Genomic DNA, 18064 nt, shown 5'->3' on the forward strand with positions numbered 1-18064 from the left:
CATGCGCATCGCCACCTTCAACGTCAACGGCATCGGCAGCCGCCTGCCCGCCCTGCTCCAATGGCTGGCCGAAAAACAGCCGGACGCCGTTTGCCTGCAGGAGCTCAAGGCACCGCAGGAGAAATTCCCCGAAGCGGCGATCAACGAGGCCGGCTACCAGGCCATCTGGCACGGCCAGAAAAGCTGGAACGGCGTCGCCATCCTGGCGCGCGGCGTGGCCCCAATCGAAGTCGGACGCGGCCTGCCGGGCGATCCGGACGACGAGCAAAGCCGCTACATCGAAGCGGTGGTCAACGGCGTGTTGATCGCCGGCCTGTATCTACCGAACGGCAATCCCGCGCCCGGCCCCAAATTCGACTACAAGCTGCAATGGTTCGAACGGCTGATCACGCACGCCGCGCGCCTGCTCGACAGCGGCACGCCGACGGTGCTGGCGGGCGACTTCAACGTCATGCCCACCGAGCTAGACGTCTACAAGCCGGAGCGCTGGGTCGACGACGCGCTGTTCCGGCCGGAGGTGCGCGAGGCGTTCCACCGGCTGGTCGCGCAGGGCTGGACCGACGCGCTGCGCACCATGCATCCGGGCGAAACGATCTACACGTTCTGGGACTACTTCCGCAACGCCTATGGCCGCAACGCCGGCCTGCGCATCGACCACCTGCTGCTCAGTCCCGACCTGGCGCCGGCGTTGAAGGCGGCCGACGTCGACCGCGACGTGCGCGGGCGCGAAAAGCCCAGCGACCACGCGCCGGTCTGGATCGAGCTCGATATCGACGGGGGCAAGTGATGGAACAGGAACCGAAACGCGAACAGAAATGGCCTGATCACATTTGGCTGGTGCGGCACGGCCAAAGCGCCGGCAATGTCGCGCGGGACGCGGCCGAAGCGGCCTCGCACCTGCTGATCGACATCGCCGAGCGCGATGTCGACGTGCCCTTGTCGGAGCTGGGCCGGCGCCAGGCGGGCGCGCTGGGCGACTGGTTCCGCGCGCTGGGCCCGGACGCGCGGCCGACGGTGGTGCTGTTCTCGCCCTACGTGCGCGCCCACGCCACGGCGGGCGCGGTGCTCGACCGGCTCGGGCGCGAGGGCCTGTGCGCGGTGGTGGCCGACGAGCGGCTGCGCGAAAAGGAATTCGGCATCCTCGATCGCCTCACGCCGCTGGGCATCCGCGACAAATATCCGGAGTTGGCCGAGCAGCGCCAGCACGTGGGCAAATTCTATTTCCGTCCGCCGGGCGGCGAAAGCTGGTGCGACGTCATCCTGCGGCTGCGCAGCACGCTCGACACGATCAGCCGCGAATACCGGGGCGAGCGGGTGCTGATCGTCGCCCACCAGGTGATCGTCAACTGCTTCCGATACTTGCTGGAGCGGCTGGACGAGGAAGGCATCCTGGCGATCGACCGCATGGGTGACGTGCCCAACTGCGGCATCACCGAATACCGCTACGATCCCCGCGCCGGCAAGCACGGCAAGCTGGTGCTGGTGCAGGCCAACTTCGTCGCGCCGCTGGAAGAAACGGGCACGCCGGTCACGCACCAGCCGGACATGCCGGCCGCCCCCAAATCATGAGCGCGCCCAATCAACAAACTCCGGGGTCAGGTCCACCATTTCTACACGACCCCGACCGTACGGAACTTCTACAGAACAGCCCGTGTAGAAATGGTGGACCTGACCCCGGAGTGGAAGTGGCGATCACGGCGGGTTCGTTGCGCGACTGGAAGTTGCCGATGCCGGGCGTGGACGCCGACAAGGAGGTGCGCGGCCATGTGTTGATCGTGGCCGGCTCGCGCGAGATGCCCGGCGCCCTGCTGCTGGCGGCGACCGCCGCGCTGCGGGCCGGCGCCGGCAAGCTGACCATCGCCACCGCGGCCAGCGTGGCGCCGCAGTTGGGCGTGGCGCTGCCGGAGGCGCGCGTGATCGGCCTGGCCGAGACGGCCGATGGCGGCTTGCTCGCCGATGGCGCGCAGAGTTTGTTCAAGGCTTGCGAGCGCGCCAGCGCGGTGCTGATCGGGCCGGGCATGCAGGACGAGGCGGCCAGCGCGGCGCTGGTGCGCGCGCTGCTGCCGCATTGCGCACACGCGCCGTTGGTGCTCGACGCCGGCGCCATGTGTTTGGCGCGCGATGGCTTTCGCTTCGATAGTCCGGTGCTCTTGACGCCTCATGCGGGCGAGCTGGCCGGGTTGACCGGTGGGGACAAGGAGGATATTGCCCAGGCGCCTCAGGTGGCGGCGCAGCGCGCGGCGCGTAATTGGCGGGCGGTGGTGGCGCTCAAGGGCGCGGTGACGGTGATCGCGGAGCCTTCCGGTAGGCGCTGGCGTCATGAAGGTGGCAATACGGGGTTGGCGATTTCCGGGTCGGGCGACGTGTTGGCGGGGTTGATCGCGGGCCTGGCCGCGCGCGGGGCGGCCTTGGAGCAGGCGGCGGCGTGGGGCGTGGCCTTGCATGCGATGGCCGGCGAGCAGTTGTCGCTGCGGCATGGGCCGCTCGGTTATCTGGCGCGCGAGATCAGCGGCGAGGTGCCGGCGCTGTTGCGGGCGCTGGCGGCGCATTGATGCGGTGTTGGCGGAGCGGTGGCGGATTACGCTGCGCTAATCCGCCCTACGTGTTTCCTTGGTGGGTTGGGGTTGGGTGTCCGCAGGCCCGCGCGAATGCGGACCACGGAGACACGTAGGGCGGATTAGCCGGAACGGCGTAATCCGCCATGCGCGCGTCGCCAAAGACGGCGCGCCCACCAATTACGGCGTTACACCAGCTTGGCCGAGTGCTCGCGCGTGGCGTGGAACTTGAGCTTTGGCCAGCGCTCCTCCGTCAACCGCAAATTCACGCTCGACGTGGCCAGGTACGCCATGTTGCCGGCGGCGTCGTACGCCACGTTGTGTCCGAGCGCGTTCTCGAAGTCGGCCAGCGCCTTCTTGTCGTCGCTCGAGATCCAGCGCGCGCTGCTGATGCTGGTGCCCTCGAACACGGCGTCGACGCCATATTCGTTCAGCAAACGGCTGGCCACCACCTCGAACTGCAGCACGCCGACCGCGCCCAATACCAGCTCGCCGCCCTGCACCGGCTTGAAGACCTGCACCGCGCCCTCCTCGCCCAGCTGCTGCAGACCTTTGTGCAATTGCTTGATCTTGAGCGGATTGCGGATCCGCACCGAGCGGAAAAAGTCCGGCGCGAAGTACGGAATCCCCGTGAACGTCAACAGCTCGCCCTCGGAGAACGAGTCGCCGATCTGCATGTTGCCGTGGTTCGGCAGGCCGATGATGTCGCCGGCGTACGCCTCCTCCACCTGCTCGCGCGACGACGCCATGAACGTCACCACCGACGAGACCTTGATCTCGCGCCCCAGGCGCAGGTGCTTGACCTTCATGCCGCGCTCGAAACGCCCCGAGCACACGCGCAGGAAGGCGATGCGGTCACGGTGCGCCGGGTCCATATTGGCCTGGATCTTGAACACGAAACCGGTGAACGGCTGCTCCTTCGGATCGACCGCGCGCACCGTGGCGTCGCGCTCGCGCGGCGCCGGGGCCCAGTCGACCAGCGCCGACAAAATCTCGCGCACGCCGAAGTTGTTGATCGCCGATCCGAAGAACACCGGCGTCTGCACGCCCGACAGGAACTGCTGCAGGTCGAACGGGTGCGAGGCGCCGCTGACCAGCTCCACTTCCATGCGCAGCTGGTCCATCTCCAGCGGGAACATCTCCTGCAGGCGCGGATTGTCGATGCCCTTGATGATCTCGAAGGCGCCGTCGGCCTTTTCCTCGCCGGCCTTGAACAGCATGATCTCGTCATTCAGCAGGTGGTACACGCCGCGGAAGTTCTTGCCCATGCCGATAGGCCAGGTGACCGGCGCGCATTGGATCTTGAGCACCGATTCCAGCTCGTCGAGCAGTTCGAGCGGATCGCGCGTCTCGCGGTCCATCTTGTTCATGAAGGTGACGATCGGCGTGTTGCGCATGCGGCAGACGTCGAGCAGCTTGATGGTCTGCGCCTCCACACCCTTGGCGGCGTCGATCACCATCAGCGCCGAGTCGACCGCCGTCAGCACCCGGTAGGTGTCTTCCGAGAAGTCCTGGTGGCCCGGGGTGTCGAGCAGGTTGACCACGTGGTCGCGGAATTCGAACTGCATCACCGACGAGGCCACCGAAATGCCGCGCTGCTTCTCGATCTCCATCCAGTCCGAGGTGGCGTGGCGGCCCGATTTACGCGCCTTGACGGTGCCGGCCATCTGGATCGCGCCCGAGAACAGCAGCAGCTTTTCGGTCAGCGTGGTTTTACCCGCGTCCGGGTGGGAGATGATGCCGAAGGTGCGGCGGCGCTGCACTTCGCGCGCGATCAGCGCCGGCGTTTTGGCGCTGGCCACCGGGGCGGCGTCGTCGTTATTTTCGGGTATTGCGGTGTCGATATCGTTGACCATGTGTGCGCGATCTAAGGCGGTTCTGCAAAACCCTCGATTTTACCGGCAGTTGGCCCCGCCGTGTGAATTGTTTGGCGGCGCCGCCCGGCCCCAACCCCGGTTTACTCCCCTTTGACGCGGCGCCAGCCCACCCGGTGCGCCTCCGCCGCCACCTCCTCCTGGCCGTCGTTGTTGACTTTTCGACCATCGGCTAAGGTGGTGATCAGCTTTAACTGGCCGTTCGGCAGGCGCACGATGATGAAACCGACCGCCGCCGAGGTGTTCGACAGGGTGATGCCGGCCGGCCGGGTGCCGATCGACTGGCCATTGCAGACGTTGACCTGATACAGATTGCTCGAGCCGCCCACCGAGCAGGACGAGGAGGACGTCGGCAGGTTGGTCACCACGTTGGCCACGCCGCTGACGATCTGCGGGTCCAGGTTCATGCGCTCGCCCGGCACCAGCGCCCAGTCGAAGAACCAGCCGTCCTTCTGCGTCAGGTCGACCGGATTGCTGGTGATCGCGTAGCTGTTGGTGTTGCTGCTCGACCCGAGCAGGCTGAGGGTCTGCTGCACCATCGTCGCACCGCGGACGTTGCTGATCGTCGCGCCGCTGTCCTTGAGCAGATACAGGCTCTGGATCGCCGTGTTGGAGGTGTCCGGGATATCGAGCAGGCGCCCGGTGCCGTACAACACCACGCGCACGCCCTGCACGCTGGTGGTCGTCACGCCGCCCGTGGTGGTGGTGGTCGGCACGCCGCACATCGTCACGTCCGGACGGGTGGTGATCGGCTTGTTGACGCCGGCGTCGCCCATTTTGAGCACCGTCACCGCGCCGCTGTCGGCGGTCAGGTCGAAGCGCCACATCTGGCCCTGGTTGTCGCCACCGTAGACATAGGTGGCGCGCGGATCGGCGCCGGGGTCGTCGGAAATGGCGGTGATCTTGGCCAGCCCGGACGGCGTGGCGGTGTCGCCGGAATTGGTGCTCACCTTCTTCAGCAGCTCGCCCGTGTAGGCGTCCAGGACGTACAGGTAGCCCTTGCCGTCGCCGCCGCTGACGCCGTCCGTGCCGGTGATGTTGTTGTAGCCGGAGGTCAGGAACACCACCCAGCGGCCGTCGGCCAGCGTGCCGAACTGCGGATTGCCGAAGGTCAGCCCGAGGTCCGGATCGTTGAGCGCGCACACGGCCGGATCGGCGCAGAACTCCCACAGTTGCTTGGGCGCGGCGCCGGTGTCGGTGATGTCGAGCGCGTAGTAGCCGCGGCCGCCGCCGTTCAGGCCGGCCACCAGGATGGTCTTCCACTGCTTGCCGGACGGCGTGGCGGCCTTGACGTCGGCCACCTCGGGCGTGCCGTCGGTGGTGTACTGGTGGTTGGTGCCGTAGGTGGTGCTGGCCAGCGCCGCCAGCTTTTTCATCGTGATGCGCGGCACGTAGGCCCACACCTCTTCGCCCGTGCCGGCGTTGAAGGCGTGCAGCATGCCGTCGTTGGCGGCGGTGTACACGGTGCCGGCGCGGTAGGTTGGGCTGTCCGGGTTGCCGTACTTGTCCTTGAAAGCGTCGTAGTCGGCGTCCGGGTAGTCGCCCAGCGGCGCGCGCACGAAGGCCGGCTTGGACGAGGCGATGTCGCCCAGCACGATCGGCACCGGCCCGGTGGCGCCGGCCGGCGTGTTGGTGGTCAGCGTGTAGGCCCGGAACAGGTTGTCGTCGGCGTACTGCTGCTGGCCGCGCAGCCAGTTGACCAGGTTGTTGCCGTCGTTGACGATGGCCTTGTCGGCGGCCGACAGCAAGGTGCACTGCGACAGCGCCGCGCATTTATTGCTGAACCAGCCGGCGGTGATGCCGCTCATGTTGGCGAAGCGGAACTCGAGCAGGTCGGCGCCGGCCGTGCCGGTCGGACTCGTCATGTAGATGCGGCGCGTGTCGGTGCTGCCGGCCACGCGCTTGCCCAGCGTGTCGCTGGTGGTCCACACCGCCGCCGCATTGACGCTGCCGTCGGTGATGTCGATCTTCTGGTCGGACAGCTCGCCGTACCATTTCACGGTGGTGAAGGTGTCGGAGAAGATATCGTTGTCGGTGCGGGTGATATTCGGCGTCGAGGTCGCGGCGGCGGCCGCCGCGCCGGTGCGCACCTGCATGTTCGACAGCGCCTCGCTCAAGCCGCTGACCACGTCCTTGGGCTCCTGCGCGCTGAAGTACTTGCCGTGGCCGTTGATGGCCGCGTGCCACAGGTCGTCGACCCGCTCCTGCACCGTGCTGGCGGTGCTGCCGGTGTTGGGGTCGGGCCAGACGTAGGCGCCGTTGCCGTTCCACGGGCAGCCGCTGGTGGCGCCGGTGATCAGGTTGTAGAAGTCGCCGCCGGCCTTGGCCGCGGTGTCGTAGTTCGGCTCGTAGTTCATCACGCCGTCCACGCCCAGGCCCAGCGTGTAGGTGTTCATGTGCAGGTGGGTGTTCTCGCCGCTGCCGGCCGGCACCGAGCCGGGACGCGTCATGTCCGGCTCCAGCACCGGCCGCAGCGACACCGTGGTGGTGCTCGATCCGCCGTTATACCAGTGCAGCGCCACGTCCGAGATCGACGGCTGCGCCTGCGCCCGGGCGTCGACGCAGCCGCGCGCCTGGGTGCAGAAGCGCGCCGGGTTCTCGACGTTGTCGTTGTTGACCACGTTGTTGGTCGAGCTGCCGTTCCAGTAGCCGTCGGTGGTCAGGATCAGGAAGTTTTGCTGGCAGGGGTATTGCACCACCTCCTGGCCGGCGCCGTAGTCGTACGGCGCCAGGTTGGCGAACATGCGGCCGACGTTGTCCATCGCGGTGCGGATCGGCGTCGAGCCGGAAGTGGTGGTGTTGTACAGGTTGTCGTACCAGGTGGCGCGCGCGCTGCCGGTGAAGTCGGCCGGCTTCTGGTCGATCGACTGGGCGGCGCCGGCGCTCGACAGCCTGACGTAGCCGACCTTGTAGTTGCCGGTGATGGCCGAGAAGGCCAGCCCGACCGAGGTCTTCATCATTTGCAGGCGGCTCTTGTAATACACGTACCAATTGGCGAAGTTGGTCATTTCCTCGTCGTAGGTGCAGCTGGTGGCGGCGGCGCAATCGGTGCGGTCGGTGCCCTTCGGATAGGTCTGGCCGCTGACGATGTTGACGCGCACAAAGGGATTGGGCGCGCCCGAGCCGGCCGAGATGGCCGCCGTGGTGGTCGGAATGCCGTCGTTGACGGCCGCCTGGTAGCCGCTGGTGGCGCCGCGCGTCCAGCTGACGCCGCCCTGGTTGTCCATCGTGAAATTGCTGATCGCGGCGCTGTTGGACGTCGCGCCGTAATCCAGCAGGCAGACGCTGGTGTTGGTCAGCCCCGGGCACAGCGTGGTGCCGCCGAGATAGGCGCGGATGGTGCCGCCGACGCCGATGCGGGTGGCCAGCGCGTTGGCCACGTAGCTCTGGCTGCGGTTGCCGCCCATGCTGAGGTAGGCCGGGTTGCTGGTGCTGGTGCCGCCGACCAGGGTCGTCGTGCCCAGCGACAGATTGCGGATGATGGCGCTCTGGTTGTTGCCGGTGGCGGCGTTGCTGGTGCCGGTGAAGGTGATCACCGACTTGGCCGGCACCATGGCGCTGGCCACCACCTGCGGCGCGGTCACCGTCAGGCCCCAGCCGGCGCGCGAGGCGTCGCTGGTGACGACGCAGCCGCTGACGGTCTTCGGCGTGCCGGTGCACGTGACCGGTAACACGGCGACGATGTTGTCGGCCGACAGGGTGATGCCGAACACGCTGCAGGCGGGCACGCTCGACTGGCTGATCGGCGTGCGCACGCAGGCGTACATCTGTTTCCCCGTGGGGTTGCTGGTGGCGATGATGTTGGCGGCCAGCGCGCTGGCCACCGTCTGCTGCTTGAGCAAGGTGTTGGTGCCGCTGTTGGCGGGGATCGTGGCGTTGGTGATGGTGGTCTGGACGCTGGCCGCGTCGGTCAGCACGACGCTGGTGATGCTCATCGAGGCCGCCGTGGCCGAGGCGCCGATGGCGATGGTGCCGTAGGCGGCCACCGCCCCGGCCGGCGCCGAATAGCTCGGGTAGATGAACGCGCCGACCCGCTTGCCCTGGCACTGCGTCAACAGCCGGTCGCTGCACCAGCGCACCTTGACCGGCACCGGATAGCCGGCCGGCGCGGTCGCCCCGACCGAGGTCGACTGGCAAACCTTCATCGTGTCGTCGGTGCAGAACTGGCCGACGCCGATGGTGTAGTAGTACGGGCCGGTGGTGACGGCGTTGGCGGTTTGGTAAGTCGCGTCCGGATAGGTGTAGCTGGAGGTGTTGGTCCTGCAGGTGCCGCCGGAGCACCAGCGCAGGTCCGGGAAGCCGGTCACCAGATTGAGGTTGGCGGTGACGCTGGCGCCGGCCAGGTCATGCTTACTGACGCCGAAGCCGTCGCCGCTGACCGAGGTCCAGTCGACCGTGTTGGCGCGGTTCTGCTCCGGATAAAAGCTGCCGTCGGCCTTGATCGGCACCGCGTAGCGGATCTTCGGATTGTAGTATTGCTTGTTGAAGTCCGGGCTCATGAACGGCGGGTGGCCGACCGCGCAGGCGGTGATGCCCGCCTGCAAGGTGGCGCCGCTGCGGCACAGGTTGTCGTTGACGTAGTCCGGCGTGTAGGTCTGGTCCATCGAGCCGGAGTTATCGAACAGCAGCATCAGATTGGGCTTGACGGTGCCGGTGCCGGTGATGTTGAGCAGCGGCACCTGGGCGATCTGGGTGGCGGCGGCGCCGGCCGGGAGCGGCGCCAACGCGTACGACAGGGCCAGCGCCAGCGCCAGCCCGGGGATGAATCTGTTCATGGCGGTTCCCTTCCTCTCGACGGCCTTCACTCAAGGCCCCTTCAACACCACGGCTTGCGTCACCACGTTGCCGCCGCGCGCACCGTTGATGCGCGCCGTCACCACGTAATGGATTTGCGGCTGCTGCAAAAATTTCGGCGCGCCTAGCGCCAGCGACGTGCCGAACGGCTGCGAGGCCTTGCTGTTGGGGCGCGCCGACGTCGTCCGGCAACTGTTGTTGACGTCGTTGTACGCGCCCGGGAAGGTGCACATGCGGTGGATCACGTACTGGACCTGGTCGCCGGTGGCCGGATTGGCCGGCAAGGTGACGGCGCCGATCCAGAAGGCGGCGTTGCTCACGGTCCAGGTCGGCGTCAGGGTCGCCACATAGCCCTGGGCCGGCTGGTTGACCAGCAGGTCGGCGCGGTTGGTCACCGAGCGCAGATAGGCGAAGCCGGCGTGCAGACCGGCGTCGGCCGACTTGCCCAGCGCCGAATCGTAGGCCAGGTTGGCGGTGGTCATCGTCGTCGACGTGCTCGACTTGAGCAGGTAGATGCTGCTCACCAGCATCACCGTCAACATGATCAGCATCACCGGCAAGGCGATGCCGCGCTGGCGCCGTGGCGCACGCAAGGGTCGCATCATGGCCTCCACTGCGCGTTACGGATCGGCACGATCGTCTCGAACACGCGGTAGCGATAGCACTTCCAGTCGACCGTATCGCCCAGCACGGCCACGTTCACCTGCACCGGCGCGGCCGCCACCGTGGCCGGCGCGGCGCCGGCGAACACGGTCGGCTGCACGGTGGTTGCGCGGCACTGGCCGGAGCTGTCGGGCTTCTCGGCGGTCTTGCTGCGCGCCACCACCGCCAGCCGCACCGAACCGATGCGCTGGTAATCGCCGGCGCCGCCGACCACGCCGTCGTTGTCGGCGTCGATCATGGTCGAGCTCCACACGCCGATGCGCATGCCGCTGGCGGTGGACGCCTGCGCCGCGCCGTTGCCGGGCGTGTTGGGGTCGTAGTCGGCCAGCGCCCGGTTGTCGAAACCGTACTGCGCCTTGAGCGAGACCACGTTGTCGATCACCGACGCGCCCTGCTGCGCCGAGCCGGGCATATCGGTGGCGCGCAGCCGCAGGATGCCGTTCTGCACCGACCAGGTGTGGAAATGCAGGCGCCGCGCGCTGCCCAGGTTATAGATGTAGCTGACGTTGAGCGGATACGCCGTGGTCAGGCCCACCTGCGGATTGAACGGGAAGTCGGCGCCGCTGGCGACCTGCAACTGGTTGCCGTTGACGCCGATGCCAAAGCCCGACAACTGGAACAAGGTGCAGCGCCGCGCGCCGGGCGTGATCGGCGCCACCACCAGCACGTCGCCGACGTTGAAGTCGTAGGGATTGCGGCTGTCGACGGTCAGGGTGCTCTCGCCGGGCACATAGTTGGTCACCAGCTTGGTCGAGCCGACCGCCGTTTGCGACGAGCCGCTCTGGAACGACACCACGTCGCTGTTGACGCCGTTGGACTGGATCACCACCGGCGCCAGCGGCGTGATGTTGGCGCCGCCGCGCTGATCCACCGCCAGTTGATAGCCGTTGTTATCGGAAAATACCGTATCGCAGCCGGCCAGCATCGTATCGTTCAAGCCCCAGCCGGCGTCGGCGGCGTCGCCGCTGAGCGAGAACAGCGCCAGCATGCCGTTCTGCATCGAATCGGAGCCACCGACGGCGGCGTCCTTGTTCTGTTCGCCGCTGACGACCAGCCGCGTGGCGAACACCAGCGCCAGCAGGCCGATCACCACGCTGACCATCAGCTCGACGAGCGAAAAGCCGCCGCTGCCGGGCCGGCGGCGCGCGATGGAGGATACGGGGGAAGGATGGGCGCGCATGTCAATTGGCGATATAGGCGGTGACCAGATGGCGGTTCTGGTCCGTGTTGGCCTTGCGCTGCCAACGGATGGCGATATCGACCTGGGTCTGGAACGTCTGCCGGACCACGGTGACGGAGACGAGGGCGCCGGGGATGGCCGCGCGCGTCTCGGTCAGCCACGGCGCGATGGCGGCGCCGGGCGTGCCGTTCTCGGCCAGGTTGTAGCTGGCCAGGTTGGCGGCATCGGCCGTCATCACGCCCAGCAGCTTCTCGCCGGCCATGGTGGCCTCGGCGCGCATGCCGGCGTCGGACAGCGCCGAATACGCACGCGCCTGCAAACCGATCGTGCCCAGCAGGCCGATGCCCAGGATCACGATGGCCAGCATCGCCTCCAGCAGCGCGATGCCGCCCTGGCGGCGGCGGGCGGGAACGGGCCTCATGGCGGGCACCCGCGGTTATCGGTATCGGGCAAGGTCGGATTGCACTTGGTCGCCATGCCGGCCAGGGTCACCACCAGCGCCACCGGCGGCACGTCGGCGGCGTAGGCGGTGGACGGATCGAGGCGCAGGCTGTTGACGCGCCCGGCGAACAAAGGATCGACCCAGCCCAGCGGCGTGTAATAGACCTGGTTGCTGCCGACCGGCTGCGTGGTCGGCTGCAGGATCTCGGCCGGCGGCAGCGCGTCGGCGGCGCGGAACACCGATTTCCAGCCGGCGGCGCCCTCCGGATCGCTGGCCGAGGGCGCGTCGGTGGTCGACCACGCGCCCTGCGTGGCGGAGCACTGGGCGGCCTGGGTGGCGAAGCAGATATCGACCTGCCAATCCAATTGGCCGGTGTTCCCGTTCGGCGTCAGCGAAATGCGGCTGAAGGCGTTGTGGGCCACGGCCTGGCGGCGCGCCAGGCTGAAACCGTCGGCGTAGAACTCGCTGGCGCCGCGCGCGCGGTTGGCCAGCAGCCAGCGGCTGGCGTTGGGAATGCCGATCGCCAGCATGATGCCGAAAATAGTCATCGTCACCAACAGCTCGACCAGCGTCACGCCATGCTGGCCGGGCCGGGACGCTGGCGTCAATTGGTGCATGCGCCACCTTTGTGGTCGACCCAGCAGGCGGCGTTGACGCCCCAGCCGGGGGGCGAGCCGGTGGTCGCGTGGGTGCCGTTCTGATCGATGGTGTAGACGAAGCCGGCCATTTTACCGACGCCGGTCGCGGTCAAGGTATAGGTCGACGCCGACGCCGCGCTGAGCGAGTAATTAAAGTAGGCGGTATTGGTGGGAAAGGCATTGGCCGTGCCGAAGCCGAGGTAGGTGCGGTTGTTCGACCAATACTGTTCGGCCGCCGGCTGGGCGCCGCCGAGGGCGGTGAAGGCCTCGCTCAAGCGGCCGCGGATAACGTAATCGCCATACGCCGGAATGGCCACGGCCAGCAGGATGCCGACGATGGCGACGGTGACCATGACCTCGATCAGCGTAAAACCGTTGCGCAAACGTTTATTCATGGCCGGCTCCCGAAAGTTATCTTCTGGAACCAGTCTACGCCCCCAAGCTTGCATTACCCTGAGGAAATGCTGACAAACACCTGACAAACAACAACTCCGGGGTCAAGTCTAACATTGCTACACGACCTAGACCGTAAGCGGCGATCCTCCGCCCTTACAACCGGGCTGGCAACTTCGGGGTCAAGTCTAACATTGCTACACGACCTGAACCGTAAGCAGCGATCCTCCGCCCTTACAACCGGGCTTATGTAGTAATGTTAGACTTGACCCCGGAGTTGGGGAAGCGGACCGTGAACAGCGCGCCCTGGCCGCCGGCGGCGTCGCCGATGTCGAGGCCGGCGCCGTGGACCACGGCGATGTCGCGCACGATGGCCAGCCCCAGCCCGCTGCCGTGGCTTTTGTCGTCGAGCCGCACGTAGCGGCTGAACACTTGCTCGCGCTTGGCCGCCGGGATGCCCGGGCCGCTGTCCTCCACCGTCAGCCAGCCGTTACCCGCCGCGTCCGGCCGGCAGCCGACCGTCACCGTGCCCCCCGCCGGCGTGTAGCGGATCGCGTTGTCGATCAGGTTGTCGATCAGGTCGCGCAGCAGGAAACGGTCGCCGTTGACCTCCACCGGCCGCAGATCGAAGCCGATGTCTATCCCCTTGCGCGTGGCTTGCTCGACGAACGATTGGATCGCGTCCTCCACCAGCAGGTTCAGCGCCACCGGCTCCAGCCGCGTCCTTTCGAAGTGGTTCGGCTCGGCCCGCGCCAGCGCCAGCAACTGGTTGGTCTGCCGTATCATGCGCTCGGTGGCCGATAGCATCAGCTTGACCGAGTGCGCCGTGTCCGGCTCGGCGTGGCGCGCGCCCAGCCATTCGAGCTGCGTCTTGAGCCCGGCCAGCGGCGTGCGCAGCTGGTGCGCGACGTTGGCCAGGAAGTCCTGCCGCGCCTTGGCGCCGTCGCCGACCTTGTCCAACAGCCCGTTGAGGGCCGATACCACCGGCTCCAGTTCATACGGGACATCGGTGAGCGCGATCGGCGCGAGGTCGTCGCCGTCGCGCGCGTTGAGGCCGGCGCGCAGGCGGTTCAACGGCCGCAGCCCGTTACTCACCGAGAACCAGATCAGGCCGATGCAAGCGAGCGCGATCAATACTTCCAGCAGCACCAGCCCGCGCACCACGGCTTGCCGGATCTGGTGCGGCATGTTGTCGACCGCGATCTGTGCCGTCGGCGCGGCCCGGGTGGCGCCGGCCGGCCCTTGCCCTTGCCCCGGCGCCTCCGACTGGCCAGTCTCGAGGACGATCCGCGTCGGCAGCCACGCCAGCATGTAGGCCAACGCCCCACCCGCCAGGTTGATCAGCAGGATGGGGACGATCAGCGTTTTGAGCAGCCGCACCCTGATGCTAGTCATCCGCCCCCCGCGCCGCGGCCGACTCCAGCATGTAGCCGAAACCGCGGATGGTGCGGATCGAGACGCCGGCGTCGGCGATCTTCAGCCGCAGCCGCGAGATGTAGACCTCCACCGCGTTCAGCGTCAGGTCGTCGCCCCACGGCAGGATCGCTTCGATGATCTGCTGCTTGGACACCACCCGCGCGCCGTGCTGCAACAGGTATTCGAGCACCGCCCATTCCCGCGCCGACAGCTCGACCGGGTTGCCGCGCACCCGCGCGCGCCGGGCGGTCAAATCCAGCGCCAGTTCGCCCAGCGCCAGCACGGTCGGCTTCGGCGTGTTGCGGCGCGCGAGCGCCCGCAGCCGCGCGACCAGCTCGGCGGTGGCGAACGGCTTGACCAGGTAGTCGTCGGCGCCCAGCTCCAGCCCGCGCACGCGGTCCTCGACGGCGTCGCGCGCCGTCAGCAATAGCACCGGCACCAGGCTGCCGCGCGCGCGCAGCCGGCGCACCACGTCGAAGCCGTCGATGCCGGGCAGTCCGATATCGAGCACGACCACCTCGGCGCCGCCGGCGCGCTGCAGCAGCGCGTCGGCACGGGCGCCGTCCCCGACCACTTCGACGACCATGCCGTGGCCGCCCAACACACGGCTCAGACCGTCCGCGAGGACGGCGTCGTCTTCCACTACGAGTACATGCATGTTGTGCGCCCTTCGACTGGGATTTGTGCATTATGCACCGGGGCCGACAGGAAATATAGCTGCGGTGTAGGACCAGACCTACAGCCAACCATGTTGCAAGCCTACATTTGTGCGTCCACTCCTCTTATGTTCGCAAACTAACATTCCCCCTAAAGTGGCATCAACGCGTCAGCTATCCCCGACGTGATGTGTATAGCCAGAGATTAGTGAGGAAAATATGAACAACACCCAAGTCAACGCAACCGAGAAATCCACCGTGTCGAGCACCATGGCGGTCGATTCCAAAGAGTTTAAGGTTGCGTCGCGGCCTGTTGTCAGCTACAGCGGCACCCAGCAGAACGAACTGCTGGCCGCGCTTCCGCGCGAGGTGCTCGAATCCCTGTTCGAACATCTGGAACTGGTCACCCTGCCCTTTGGCAAAGAGCTGTTTGAATTCGGCGGCGCGATGGAATATGTCCACTTCCCCACCACCGCCATCGTGTCGCTGCTGTACGTGATGGAAGACGGCGCCACCACCGAGATCGCCGTGGTCGGCCACGAGGGCGTGGTCGGCGTGTCGCTGTTCGCCGGCGAGCGCGCCATGTGCAGCGCCGTGGTGCAGGCGGCCGGCTACGGCTACCGCATGAAGGCGCAGCACCTGCGCGACGCCTTCAACCAGGGCGGCGCCCTGCCGGCCCTGCTGATGCGCTACAACACCGCGCTGTTCGCGCAAATGGCGCAGAACGCCGTCGGCGGCCGCCACAGCTCGATCGAACAAAAGCTGTGCCGCTGGTTGCTCGACCGTCTGGACCGTTCGCCATCGAACGAGCTCAAGGTCACGCAGGAAATGATTTCGATCATGCTGGGCGTGCGCCGCGAGAGCATCACCGCCGCCGCCGGCAAGTTGCAGGACGAAGGCTTGATCACCTACCGCCGCGGCAACATCACCGTGCTTGATCGCTCAGGCTTGGAGGATTATGCGGGTGAGTGCTATAAGGTGGCGAAGACGGAGTACGATCGTCTGCTGGTGGATGTAGCACGCTGTTAAGCACATCGGTGAGGGCGGCCGGCAGCGGCGGCAACGGCGCCGGCGCCGCCGTCACCGCCTCATCGAGGATGGAAGCCCGCATGCGGCGTTCCTGACCCGGCGCCGGCGCGGCGTCCTCGCCACCGCCATCGCGGCCGTCGGTGCGGCGCAGCGGAATGGCCACCTCGATACACGTCCCCGCATCGTTACGCCCACGGCGTATCGTCATCGTCCCACCCAGCAGCAAGGCGCGCTCGCGCATCCCCAGCAAACCGTGCGACATCGGCTTGACGATGTTATTGGCGTCGATGCCGATGCCGTCGTCGATAATGCGCAGCATCAGCGCTTCCTGGTTGCGGTTCAAGGTCACCGTCACGCGGCTGGCCTTGGCGTACTTGCGGATATTGGTCAGCGACTCCTGCACGATGCGGAACAGCGCGATCGACAGGTCGCCCGAATCGCGGCCCAGCGCCTCGATGTCGGCGGCGACGTCGCAATCGCAGCGCACCTTCGACATCCGGCTGAATTCGTCGCAATAGCTTTCGATGGCGGCGCACAGGCCAAGGTTGTCCAGCAGGCTGGGTCGCAGATTCTCGACGATGCGGCGCTTCATCTCCACCGCCTCCATCAGGGTGCCGCGCGCGCGCTTGAGCTGCACGGCCAATTCCGGCTGGTTCTTCTGCAACTGCTGGGTGACGGCGGCGATATCCATGCTGATCGACGTCAGGAAGGCGCCCATCTCGTCGTGCAGCTCGCGCGACAGCCGGACCTTCTCCTCCTCGCTGATGCTGATCAGGTGGCGCGACAGCACCGATAGCTGCTCGGTGCGCTGCTCGACCTGCGATTCGAGCGTCTCGTTGGCCGCCTGCAGCGCGTGCTCGACCTGCGCGCGGTTGGCGAAGCTGCGCCGCACCAGCTGGTAGAACATGATCAGCACCACGATGGCGACGGCGTTGATGCTCATGCCGAGCAACACCGCCTTTTGGTATTCCTGATAAAACATGGCGCTGCGCGTGGCCATGGTTTCGTTCTGCTCCTGCTCCATGATGACGACCTGCAGGCGGATCTCGTCCATGCTGCCGCGCCCGTCGCTGAGCTTGGCGATCTTGACGATCTCGTCCAGGCCGCCCTCGCGGTAGACATCGATCGCCTGGCTGACGGTGGTCAGGCGGCGGCGCACCAGGGTTTGCAGCTGGGTCAGGTTCTTGAGCTGGGTCGGATTATCGGCCAGCAACTTTTGCAGTTCCTTGAATTCGTGTTCGCTGTCGGCCAGCGCGCTGCGGGTCGGCCCCAGATAGGCGTCGCTGCCGGACAGGAAATAGCCGCGCATGCTGCTTTCGGCGTCGAGCACGAGCACGTTCAGATATTGCAGCCGGTCGGCCACGCGCGCGCTCTGCCCCAGCAGCACCTGGGCGCCGCGCAGCGCCTGCAGATTGTAAAACAGGCTGAAGCCGTTCACGATCAGCAACAAGGCGCAGGTCACGCACAAGACGGTCTTGTACAGCGGCAAGCGATGATGCGGCGCTGTTTCGACGGTGAAATACATCCACTTCCTTCGCGACGGGGTTTAGATGCCAGGCAACACGCCATGCCGGGTCATTATAGTCCGTTAGGGAAATAGATGCAGTAGCCGCGCACCCCAAGAGTGCGCAACTGTATCCTTTAAGCAAGCGGCCTGGAGCGTGGCCGGCGGGGCTGGCGTCAGTCCAGCAAATTGTTTTTCATAGCGTAATATGTTAAATCGCTATTCGATTGCATCCCCATCTTTTCCATGATGCGGGTGCGGTAGGTGCTGACGGTTTTGATGCTCAATGACAACGCCACGCCGATATCGGACACCGTCGCCCCGCGCGCCAGCCGCAGGAACACCTGGAACTCGCGGTCGGACAACTCGGTGTGCAGCGCCGTGTTCGGATCGCGGTCGAAGCTTTGCGCCAGCAGTTCGCCGACGGTCGAGCTGACATAGCGCCGGCCCTGGTAGACGGTGCGCACGGCGGTGATCAGCTCGTCGGCCTCGCATTCCTTGTTCAGATAGCCGTTGGCGCCCATCTTGAACAGGTTCAGCGCGTACTGCTGGGCCGGATACCCGGACAGGATCAGCACCGGCAGATCGGGCTGCCCCTGGCGGATGGTGCGCAAGGTATCGATGCCGCTTTGGTCGGGCATGGCGATATCGAGCAGCAGCACGTCGCAAATCTCGCGGCGCGCGATATCGAGCGCCTCGCGCCCGGTGCCGGCTTCCGCGACCACGTCGAAATCGTCCGACGCCGAAAAAATCTGTTTAAATCCTGCTCTAACTATTTGATGGTCGTCACAAATGGCAACGCGTATCATTGTTTCCCCTCGTCTTGTCCGGCTCGCGCCCGCTCGGGCCCGCCGGACTTCACGCCACCGTGTATATCAGCGTCGCTGATAAATGAATAATATTGAAAGTATATCAGGAAT

At 66.5% G+C, this 18064-nt stretch carries 15 protein-coding genes; 4 read left to right on the forward strand and 11 right to left on the reverse strand.

Features of this window, described 5'->3' with window-relative positions:
- The first annotated feature begins 1 nt into the window (after window position 1).
- From xth to JOD97_RS05760, 3 genes are all read left to right on the forward strand, one after another.
- Complete coding sequence (gene xth / locus JOD97_RS05750; RefSeq protein ID WP_209714147.1) at window positions 2-787, forward strand: exodeoxyribonuclease III; 786 nt, start codon at window positions 2-4, stop codon at window positions 785-787.
- Window positions 787-1569 carry a histidine phosphatase family protein gene (locus JOD97_RS05755; RefSeq protein WP_209714149.1) on the forward strand — a complete coding sequence of 261 codons (783 nt, stop codon included), beginning with the start codon at window positions 787-789 and terminating at the stop codon, window positions 1567-1569. Before xth ends, JOD97_RS05755 begins: the two co-directional genes overlap by 1 nt.
- 116 nt (window positions 1570-1685) lie before the next feature.
- Complete coding sequence (locus tag JOD97_RS05760; RefSeq protein ID WP_373999793.1) at window positions 1686-2552, forward strand: NAD(P)H-hydrate dehydratase; 867 nt, start codon at window positions 1686-1688, stop codon at window positions 2550-2552.
- Between the two features lie 191 nt (window positions 2553-2743).
- Here the strand turns inward: JOD97_RS05760 and JOD97_RS05765 are convergent, their stop codons facing one another.
- The 9 genes from JOD97_RS05765 to JOD97_RS05805 form a co-directional block, all read right to left on the reverse strand.
- Window positions 2744-4411, reverse strand: a complete 1668-nt coding sequence (locus JOD97_RS05765; protein ID WP_209714151.1) for a peptide chain release factor 3 — start codon at window positions 4409-4411, stop codon at window positions 2744-2746.
- 101 nt (window positions 4412-4512) lie between these two features.
- Complete coding sequence (locus tag JOD97_RS05770; protein ID WP_209714153.1) at window positions 4513-9204, reverse strand: pilus assembly protein; 4692 nt, start codon at window positions 9202-9204, stop codon at window positions 4513-4515.
- 30 nt (window positions 9205-9234) lie between these two features.
- On the reverse strand, window positions 9235-9825 hold the full coding sequence (locus JOD97_RS05775; protein WP_229264193.1) for a hypothetical protein: 591 nt from the start codon (window positions 9823-9825) through the stop codon (window positions 9235-9237).
- Window positions 9825-11066 carry a PilW family protein gene (locus JOD97_RS05780; protein ID WP_209714157.1) on the reverse strand — a complete coding sequence of 414 codons (1242 nt, stop codon included), beginning with the start codon at window positions 11064-11066 and terminating at the stop codon, window positions 9825-9827. Before JOD97_RS05780 ends, JOD97_RS05775 begins: the two co-directional genes overlap by 1 nt.
- A 1-nt stretch (window position 11067) precedes the next feature.
- Window positions 11068-11487 carry a prepilin-type N-terminal cleavage/methylation domain-containing protein gene (locus tag JOD97_RS05785; RefSeq protein ID WP_209714158.1) on the reverse strand — a complete coding sequence of 140 codons (420 nt, stop codon included), beginning with the start codon at window positions 11485-11487 and terminating at the stop codon, window positions 11068-11070.
- Window positions 11484-12125, reverse strand: coding sequence for a Tfp pilus assembly protein FimT/FimU (locus JOD97_RS05790; RefSeq protein WP_209714160.1), 642 nt, complete (start codon window positions 12123-12125; stop codon window positions 11484-11486). The genes JOD97_RS05785 and JOD97_RS05790 overlap by 4 nt, the downstream gene beginning before the upstream one ends.
- Entirely contained in the window at window positions 12113-12541 is a 429-nt protein-coding gene (locus JOD97_RS05795) for a type IV pilin protein (protein WP_209714162.1), read from the reverse strand. The genes JOD97_RS05790 and JOD97_RS05795 overlap by 13 nt, the downstream gene beginning before the upstream one ends.
- A 244-nt stretch (window positions 12542-12785) precedes the next feature.
- Window positions 12786-13934, reverse strand: a complete 1149-nt coding sequence (locus JOD97_RS05800; RefSeq protein ID WP_209714164.1) for a cell wall metabolism sensor histidine kinase WalK — start codon at window positions 13932-13934, stop codon at window positions 12786-12788.
- Window positions 13927-14613 (reverse strand): response regulator transcription factor, encoded by a 687-nt coding sequence (locus tag JOD97_RS05805; RefSeq protein WP_209714166.1) that lies wholly within the window; start codon window positions 14611-14613, stop codon window positions 13927-13929. Before JOD97_RS05805 ends, JOD97_RS05800 begins: the two co-directional genes overlap by 8 nt.
- Window positions 14614-14830: 217 nt before the next feature.
- Between JOD97_RS05805 and JOD97_RS05810 the strand changes: the two genes are divergently transcribed.
- The gene (locus JOD97_RS05810) at window positions 14831-15640 is read left to right on the forward strand and encodes a Crp/Fnr family transcriptional regulator (protein ID WP_209714168.1); all 810 of its coding nucleotides are present in this window, start codon (window positions 14831-14833) and stop codon (window positions 15638-15640) included.
- On the opposite strand, the gene JOD97_RS05815 is transcribed toward JOD97_RS05810, so the two are convergent.
- Both JOD97_RS05815 and JOD97_RS05820 read right to left on the reverse strand, forming a co-directional pair.
- Window positions 15537-17165, reverse strand: coding sequence for a CHASE3 domain-containing protein (locus JOD97_RS05815; RefSeq protein ID WP_209714170.1), 1629 nt, complete (start codon window positions 17163-17165; stop codon window positions 15537-15539). The genes JOD97_RS05810 and JOD97_RS05815 overlap by 104 nt on opposite strands.
- Window positions 17166-17320: 155 nt before the next feature.
- Window positions 17321-17953 (reverse strand): response regulator transcription factor, encoded by a 633-nt coding sequence (locus tag JOD97_RS05820; protein ID WP_090313944.1) that lies wholly within the window; start codon window positions 17951-17953, stop codon window positions 17321-17323.
- Window positions 17954-18064: the final 111 nt, after the last annotated feature.

This window comes from Duganella sp. 1411, assembly GCF_017833525.1.
Classification (GTDB): Bacteria; Pseudomonadota; Gammaproteobacteria; order Burkholderiales; family Burkholderiaceae_D; genus Rugamonas.

Bases quoted from the DNA above. Each gene is read 5' to 3' on its own strand.
- xth (WP_209714147.1), top strand. From the start codon at position 2: ATGCGCATCGCCACCTTCAACGTCAACGGCATCGGCAGCCGCCTGCCC.
- JOD97_RS05755 (WP_209714149.1), top strand. From the start codon at position 787: ATGGAACAGGAACCGAAACGCGAACAGAAATGGCCTGATCACATTTGG.
- JOD97_RS05765 (WP_209714151.1), bottom strand. From the start codon at position 4,411: ATGGTCAACGATATCGACACCGCAATACCCGAAAATAACGACGACGCC.
- JOD97_RS05770 (WP_209714153.1), bottom strand. From the start codon at position 9,204: ATGAACAGATTCATCCCCGGGCTGGCGCTGGCGCTGGCCCTGTCGTAC.
- JOD97_RS05775 (WP_229264193.1), bottom strand. From the start codon at position 9,825: ATGCGACCCTTGCGTGCGCCACGGCGCCAGCGCGGCATCGCCTTGCCG.
- JOD97_RS05780 (WP_209714157.1), bottom strand. From the start codon at position 11,066: ATGCGCGCCCATCCTTCCCCCGTATCCTCCATCGCGCGCCGCCGGCCC.
- JOD97_RS05785 (WP_209714158.1), bottom strand. From the start codon at position 11,487: ATGAGGCCCGTTCCCGCCCGCCGCCGCCAGGGCGGCATCGCGCTGCTG.
- JOD97_RS05790 (WP_209714160.1), bottom strand. From the start codon at position 12,125: ATGCACCAATTGACGCCAGCGTCCCGGCCCGGCCAGCATGGCGTGACG.
- JOD97_RS05795 (WP_209714162.1), bottom strand. From the start codon at position 12,541: ATGAATAAACGTTTGCGCAACGGTTTTACGCTGATCGAGGTCATGGTC.
- JOD97_RS05800 (WP_209714164.1), bottom strand. From the start codon at position 13,934: ATGACTAGCATCAGGGTGCGGCTGCTCAAAACGCTGATCGTCCCCATC.
- JOD97_RS05805 (WP_209714166.1), bottom strand. From the start codon at position 14,613: ATGCATGTACTCGTAGTGGAAGACGACGCCGTCCTCGCGGACGGTCTG.
- JOD97_RS05810 (WP_209714168.1), top strand. From the start codon at position 14,831: ATGAACAACACCCAAGTCAACGCAACCGAGAAATCCACCGTGTCGAGC.
- JOD97_RS05815 (WP_209714170.1), bottom strand. From the start codon at position 17,165: ATGTATTTCACCGTCGAAACAGCGCCGCATCATCGCTTGCCGCTGTAC.
- JOD97_RS05820 (WP_090313944.1), bottom strand. From the start codon at position 17,953: ATGATACGCGTTGCCATTTGTGACGACCATCAAATAGTTAGAGCAGGA.